This is a genomic window from Bradyrhizobium sp. PRIMUS42 (assembly GCF_023006515.1).
Lineage (GTDB): Bacteria > Pseudomonadota > Alphaproteobacteria > Rhizobiales > Xanthobacteraceae > Bradyrhizobium.
Genome location: NZ_JALBGZ010000421.1, coordinates 1 through 5,682 on the forward strand (window position 1 = coordinate 1; position 5,682 = coordinate 5,682).

Below are 5,682 nucleotides of genomic sequence, written 5' to 3' on the forward strand. Positions count from 1 at the left end.
GTCACGCTGGCCGACCCGTACCGGGTGGTCGTTGACGTGCCGCAGGTCAATTTTCAGCTGCCAGCGGGCACAGGGGCCGCCGGGGGGCGTGGACTGGTCAAGGCGTTCCGCCGAAGTCGGCATCGACATGGATGCCTGTCTCAGCCTCGAAGACGGAGGACAGGCTGCGCATCGCACCCATCAAGCCGAGCGTCGAAAGCATGCGAATGTTTTCCATGAGCGCTTTCCGTCCCGATCAGGCGCGGTGCATCAGCTTGAGCGCGGCGGTCAGGCGCAGGCTGCGCTTGCCGGCGAGTGCGGTCGCCTCCAGCACCGCCTCTTCCGCATCGTAGCTGCCGGAGAAGCCGATGCCGACTTCGTGGCCGCCGAAAATCGGATCGTCCTTGGCGGGCGTGTGCTCCTGGTTGAGGATCTGGCCCTTCCAGCGGCCCTTCGCGGCGGTGTAGCTGCCGAGATAATAGAACGCGGCATCGCCGCCGAGGATGCGGCCCCGGTTGAGCAGCATCACGCCGGTGAGACCGCCGTCGAGACCGTCGAGCATCCGCAGATGGATGGAGTAGAGACCATCGGCGATGCCGGCTTCGCCGACGCCCCCGGCGATCGGCACCTCGTCCTCCGTGATCGGCGTCATCACCGACTGGAAGGGAATGCCCGGCAGCTCCTTCAGCTCGCCCTTGAAGCGATAGAGATCGCCATCGGCCCAGCCCTTGGCAAGCAGGGTGGCGTCATCGGTGCCCGCCATGGCGCGGTAGTTCGGATCGGGGTTATGGCGGACGGTGCTGATCACGACGTCGACGCCGCTGTCGGTCTTCTCGTAGGTGCCGATATGGGCGAAGGCCGAATTGCCGCCGAGCATCCTGCCGTTGCCGGCATGCATCACGCTCCGGCCGACGGCGTCGCCGAGCTGAAATCTCACCTTGTAGAAGCCTTCAAACACCAGCCGTGTCCCCGGCCCCGCGCGCATCCAGTCTCATTCTATCTCGCATTCCGCGGCGGTGGACAAGTTTCGCGCGCCAGAGCTCGGCGGGCACAGGAACGGCCGTCATCCAAATGCAAAAATCCGCCGGAGCCTTGCAGCTCCGGCGGATTGAGACCAACCCGGGCCAGCCCCCCAGCCCGGGCCGGGAGGATCTTAGGCCGCGGCCTTCTTGTCTGCCGGCACGGACGCGATCGTCTTCAGGATCTGCGAAGCGATCTGGTATGGGTCGCCCTGCGAGTTCGGACGACGGTCTTCCAGATAGCCCTTGTAGCCGTTGTTGACGAAGGAGTGCGGAACGCGGATCGAGGCGCCGCGATCAGCAACGCCGTAGCTGAACTTGTTCCACGGCGCGGTCTCGTGCTTGCCGGTCAGACGCTTGTCGTTGTCCGGGCCGTAGACGGCGATGTGGTCCATCAGGTTCTTGTCGAAGGCGGCCATCAGCGCCTCGAAATACTCCTTGCCGCCGACCGAGCGCATGTACTCGGTCGAGAAGTTGGCGTGCATGCCGGAGCCGTTCCAGTCCGTGTCGCCGAGCGGCTTGCAGTGGAATTCGATGTCGATGCCGTACTTCTCGGTGAGGCGCAGCATCAAATAGCGAGCCATCCACATCTGGTCGGCAGCGGTCTTGGAGCCCTTGCCGAAGATCTGGAATTCCCACTGGCCTTTGGCGACTTCCGCGTTGATGCCTTCATGGTTGATGCCGGCAGCCAGGCAGAGGTCGAGATGCTCTTCGACGATCTTGCGGGCGACGTCGCCGACGTTCGAGTAGCCGACGCCGGTGTAGTACGGCCCCTGCGGGGCGGGGTAGCCCGAGGACGGAAAGCCGAGCGGACGGCCGTCCTTATAGAAGAAGTATTCCTGCTCGAAGCCGAACCAGGCGCCGGCGTCGTCGAGAATGGTGGCGCGCTTGTTGGAGGCGTGCGGGGTCTTGCCGTCCGGCATCATGACTTCGCACATCACGAGCACGCCATTGGTGCGCGCGGCGTCCGGGAAGACAGCAACCGGCTTCAGCACGCAATCGGAGCTGTGGCCCTCGGCCTGCTGGGTGGAGGAGCCATCGAAGCCCCACAGCGGAAGCTGCTCGAGCGTCGGGAACGACGCGAATTCCTTGATCTGAGTTTTGCCGCGCAAGTTCGGTGTCGGCGTATATCCGTCGAGCCAGATGTACTCGAGCTTATACTTGGTCATTGAGCCTCTCTGTAGATGATGCGAAAGGTTGGGGGCCCTGGGGCCCCCGAACGTTTTGTACCCGGCCACCATCGGCCGGCCCGTTACAAGCATTTGTCGTGCCAAAAGGCCGCAGTGCGGGAGGTTTTCCCACCGCGGCCGAGGTCGCCCTGCCGTGAGCAGACCGCCCGCTGCGATATGCGTCATAGCCGCGCACCTTGGCGTGTAGCTGCAGCGCAAAAACCCCGGGGAAATCGCCCGATTCTGAAGCAGACGACGCCGGACTCGAAGCTGCCGATGAAAGGCGCATCAACGTCCAGCAATTTTCGCAAAGACGACCGCCCCTGCCCGGCAACCTTTGCAATGGCCCAGGCATTAGTCACCAACGGCGTGCCTTAGGGGATGCAGACCTCTGCCTGCCCACAAATTAGGCGGCAACTGATTTCCTTTTCAGCACTTCCCAATTCGGGGTGCGCGGCCGATATGGGGATTCCGGTAACCACAATCGAACGAGTCGGGCGCACCATGGAGGCTAAGGCGCTTCGACCAAGGAGAATCGCAATGATGAACAATGGTCTGAGTCACGGATCGGCAACGATCTACCAATTTCCGGTCGGGGGCCGCGCAGCTCTCTCCGGACGCCGCTATGGCGAGACCCGCCTTCCTGCCGATCACGCGCCGCTTCCCGCGAACGCCTCGATCTGCAGCGACAGCTGGTACCACCAGGACGCGGTCGACGAAGCCAAGCCGAAATGGGATCGCTGATGCCCGCGTTTGGTTTGAAACCGCCGCGCTCGCGCAAGCGCCCGGCGGCAGTTCAAAAAAGGGTCGAAACAACGATGTTTCGGCCCCTTTTGATTCTCGCATGAACGACGCCGTTCAGATCACCGCGCAGGTCGCTGCCGCCCGCTTCAGATGCTTCACCGTGGTGGTCCCGGTCTTGCCGATGGTCAGCGTGATACCCGCCCCCGAATAGCGTATGCCGGAGACCGTCAGCCGCTTGGCGAGCGTGACCGGCTTGCCATCGATCTGAAGAAAAGCGCGCTTGTCGTAATCATAGAACCCAACGATGAACTGCGTCCCGTCGGTGCAGCGATAGGTCTGGAACGTCTGCGCTGCAGCCTGCCGCGCGCCGGAAATTCCAGCGGCCAGCATGGTGATCCCCAAAAGAATGGCCTTGTGCCGGACCATGATCGCCCCCTGTGATAGTCCTCAAGGACGCCGCCTCGTGCGTCCAATGGAACCATAACCGAAGCCGATCCCATGTCAGACTCCCCTGCCCGCCACCTCGCCTTGCAAGGCGCCAGCAATTTCCGCGATCTCGGCGGCTATCCGACGTCCGATGGCCGCACCACGCGCTGGCGGCACATCTTCCGCTCCAACCATCTCGGCCAACTCACCGCCGCCGATGTCGAGATCGTCCGCGCGCTGGGCGTGCGAAGCGCGCTCGATTTCCGCGGGCTGGAGGAGCGCGCGGCCGGCATCTGCGTCGTGAACGAGATCACGGTGCATTCGCTGCCGATCGAGCCGAGCGTCGTCGCTGCGTTGCGCGCCGAACTCGCGAGGGGCACGCTGACCGCGCCGGTCGCCCTCGAGCTCATGCGCGAGTCCTATCGTAACTATGTCCGCCACCATACGCACAGCTTTCGCAAACTGTTCGGCCATCTCCTGGAAGACCGTGCGCCGCTGGTGATTCACTGCACCGCCGGCAAGGACCGCACCGGCTTTGCCAGCGCGCTGATCCTGCATGCGCTCGGCGTGCCCTATGACGTCATCGCCGAGGACTACTTGCTCACCAACCAGCACTACAAGCGCGATGCGACGGCCGCCATCGACCTGCCGGACGACGTGCGCAATGCCATCGGCGGCGTCGAGACTTCCTATCTCGCCGCTGCGTTCGAAGCCGTCGGCGAGGAATACGGTGATCTGGAAGCCTACTTGCGCGATGGGCTCAAGCTCGGCACAGCAGAGCGGACCGCACTGAAGGCGCGCTACCTGCAATCATAGGCCGCCGCGCCGGGAGAACGATGATGCAAGACAAGATCCTGATCGTGACAGGGGCGCGCGGCGCGCTCGGCAAGGTGGTTGCGGAGCTGGCACGATCGCGCGGCGCTCGTGTCGCCAGCATCGATCATGCGCCTTCACAGAGCCCCGCAACGCCCGACCGCATCGAGATCGGCGGCGTCGACCTGTCCGATGCGATCCAGGCGAAGACAGCGGTCGATGCGGCGGCCAAGCATTTCGGCCGTCTCGATGCACTGGTCAACATCGCCGGCGGCTTCGCGTTCGAGACCGTCGGCGACGGTGACATCAAGTCCTGGCAACGCATGTACACGCTCAATGTCCTGACCGCGCTCAACACCTCGCGCGCGGCGCTGCCGCACCTTGCCGCGTCCAAAGCCGGCCGCATCGTGAATATCGGCGCCACGGGCGCGCTCCAGGCCGGCAGCGGCATGGGGCCTTATGCGGCCTCGAAGGCAGGCGTGCATCGTCTCACCGAGGCCCTCGCCAACGAGTGGAAGGGCAAGGTCACGGTGAACGCGGTGCTGCCGTCGATCATCGACACCCAGGCCAACCGCACCGACATGCCGAAAGCGGACTTCTCCAAATGGGTGACGCCGCAGGAACTCGCCGAGGTCATCCTGTTCCTCGCCAGCGACGCCGCGAGCGGGGTCACCGGCGCGCTCATCCCGGTTGGCGGGCGGGTGTGATCAATCGGGCACCAACAGCCGCAGATTGCCTTTGAAACGGATGCTCTGTTTGCCGGCGAGCGCCATGCCTTCGCCATAAGCGCTCTCGTCAGTGTAGGTGCCGCTGAAGCCGATGGTCACGATTTTGCGGCCCCACACCGGACGCTCGTCGAACGAGGGCGAGTGCTCCTCGTTGGTCAGCTCGCCCTTCCACTTGCCGCCAGACGAAGTGTAGCTGCCGTAGGCAAAGAAGAACGAATCGCCACCCCGCATGGTGCCGTCGCGCAGCACCATGACGCCTTGATTGCCGCCCTGCACAGCATCCAGCATTTCGATACGGATGTGATAGAGCCCGTTCCTGATTGTCATCTTTGTCACGCGCCCGGCGGTCCCGCCCGCAGGATAACCGTACCATCCGGTCCCGATCAAATGGTGCAGAGCCCCCTGTCCGATCCCGGCTAGACTGCCGGCAATTGATTCTCCGATCGGACGTCACCCCGGAACCCTCCTGTGGAAACCGCACTCTACCTGCCCGTCAAACGCTTCCTCGAAGAGCTCGGCTTCACCGTGAAGGGCGAGATCGGCGGCTGCGATCTCGTGGGCCTCAGCGCCGGCGATCCGCCGGTGGTGGTGATCGGCGAGCTCAAGCTCGCCTTCAATCTCGAGCTGATCCTACAGGCGGTCGACCGCGCGCCGGCCGGCGACGAGGTCTGGATCGCGGCAAAGATGTCGATCCGCGGCAAGGGACGGGAGAGCGACGCGCGCTATCGCAATCTCTGCCGCCGCCTCGGCTTCGGCATGCTCGGCGTCACCGATCGCGGCCAGGTCGAGGTGCTGGTAAAGCCG

The 5,682-nt window shown here is 64.1% G+C and carries 7 protein-coding genes and 2 pseudogenes; 4 read left to right on the forward strand and 5 right to left on the reverse strand.

The annotated features are described in order from the left end of the window. Positions 1-112: 112 nt before the first annotated feature. The 3 genes and pseudogenes from MOV75_RS25370 to MOV75_RS25380 form a co-directional block, all read right to left on the reverse strand. Positions 113-217 (reverse strand): annotated as a pseudogene (locus tag MOV75_RS25370) (ABC transporter substrate-binding protein); the annotation flags it as partial. An 18-nt stretch (positions 218-235) separates the two neighbouring features. Next, the gene (locus MOV75_RS25375) at positions 236-937 is read right to left on the reverse strand and encodes a GrlR family regulatory protein (protein WP_246929938.1); all 702 of its coding nucleotides are present in this window, start codon (positions 935-937) and stop codon (positions 236-238) included. Between the two features lie 195 nt (positions 938-1,132). Beyond that, the gene (locus MOV75_RS25380) at positions 1,133-2,167 is read right to left on the reverse strand and encodes a glutamine synthetase beta-grasp domain-containing protein (RefSeq protein ID WP_246929930.1); all 1,035 of its coding nucleotides are present in this window, start codon (positions 2,165-2,167) and stop codon (positions 1,133-1,135) included. A 540-nt stretch (positions 2,168-2,707) separates the two neighbouring features. On the opposite strand from MOV75_RS25380, the gene MOV75_RS25385 reads away from it, so the two are divergent. Next, the gene (locus tag MOV75_RS25385) at positions 2,708-2,911 is read left to right on the forward strand and encodes a DUF2735 domain-containing protein (protein WP_246929931.1); all 204 of its coding nucleotides are present in this window, start codon (positions 2,708-2,710) and stop codon (positions 2,909-2,911) included. A gap of 114 nt (positions 2,912-3,025) precedes the next feature. Here MOV75_RS25385 and MOV75_RS25390 read toward each other — a convergent pair whose 3' ends face one another. Next, positions 3,026-3,337 (reverse strand): MliC family protein, encoded by a 312-nt coding sequence (locus tag MOV75_RS25390; protein WP_246929932.1) that lies wholly within the window; start codon positions 3,335-3,337, stop codon positions 3,026-3,028. A gap of 72 nt (positions 3,338-3,409) precedes the next feature. On the opposite strand from MOV75_RS25390, the gene MOV75_RS25395 reads away from it, so the two are divergent. Then, entirely contained in the window at positions 3,410-4,153 is a 744-nt protein-coding gene (locus MOV75_RS25395) for a tyrosine-protein phosphatase (RefSeq protein ID WP_246929933.1), read from the forward strand. Positions 4,154-4,176: 23 nt separating this feature from the next. Continuing rightward, positions 4,177-4,857: an SDR family oxidoreductase gene (locus MOV75_RS25400; protein ID WP_246929935.1), complete on the forward strand. Its 681-nt coding sequence runs from the start codon at positions 4,177-4,179 to the stop codon at positions 4,855-4,857. Here MOV75_RS25400 and MOV75_RS25405 read toward each other — a convergent pair whose 3' ends face one another. Then, positions 4,858-5,205, reverse strand: coding sequence for a GrlR family regulatory protein (locus tag MOV75_RS25405; RefSeq protein WP_246929940.1), 348 nt, complete (start codon positions 5,203-5,205; stop codon positions 4,858-4,860). 141 nt (positions 5,206-5,346) lie between these two features. Here MOV75_RS25405 and MOV75_RS25410 point away from each other — a divergent pair. Then, positions 5,347-5,682, forward strand: a pseudogene (locus tag MOV75_RS25410) (hypothetical protein); the annotation flags it as partial.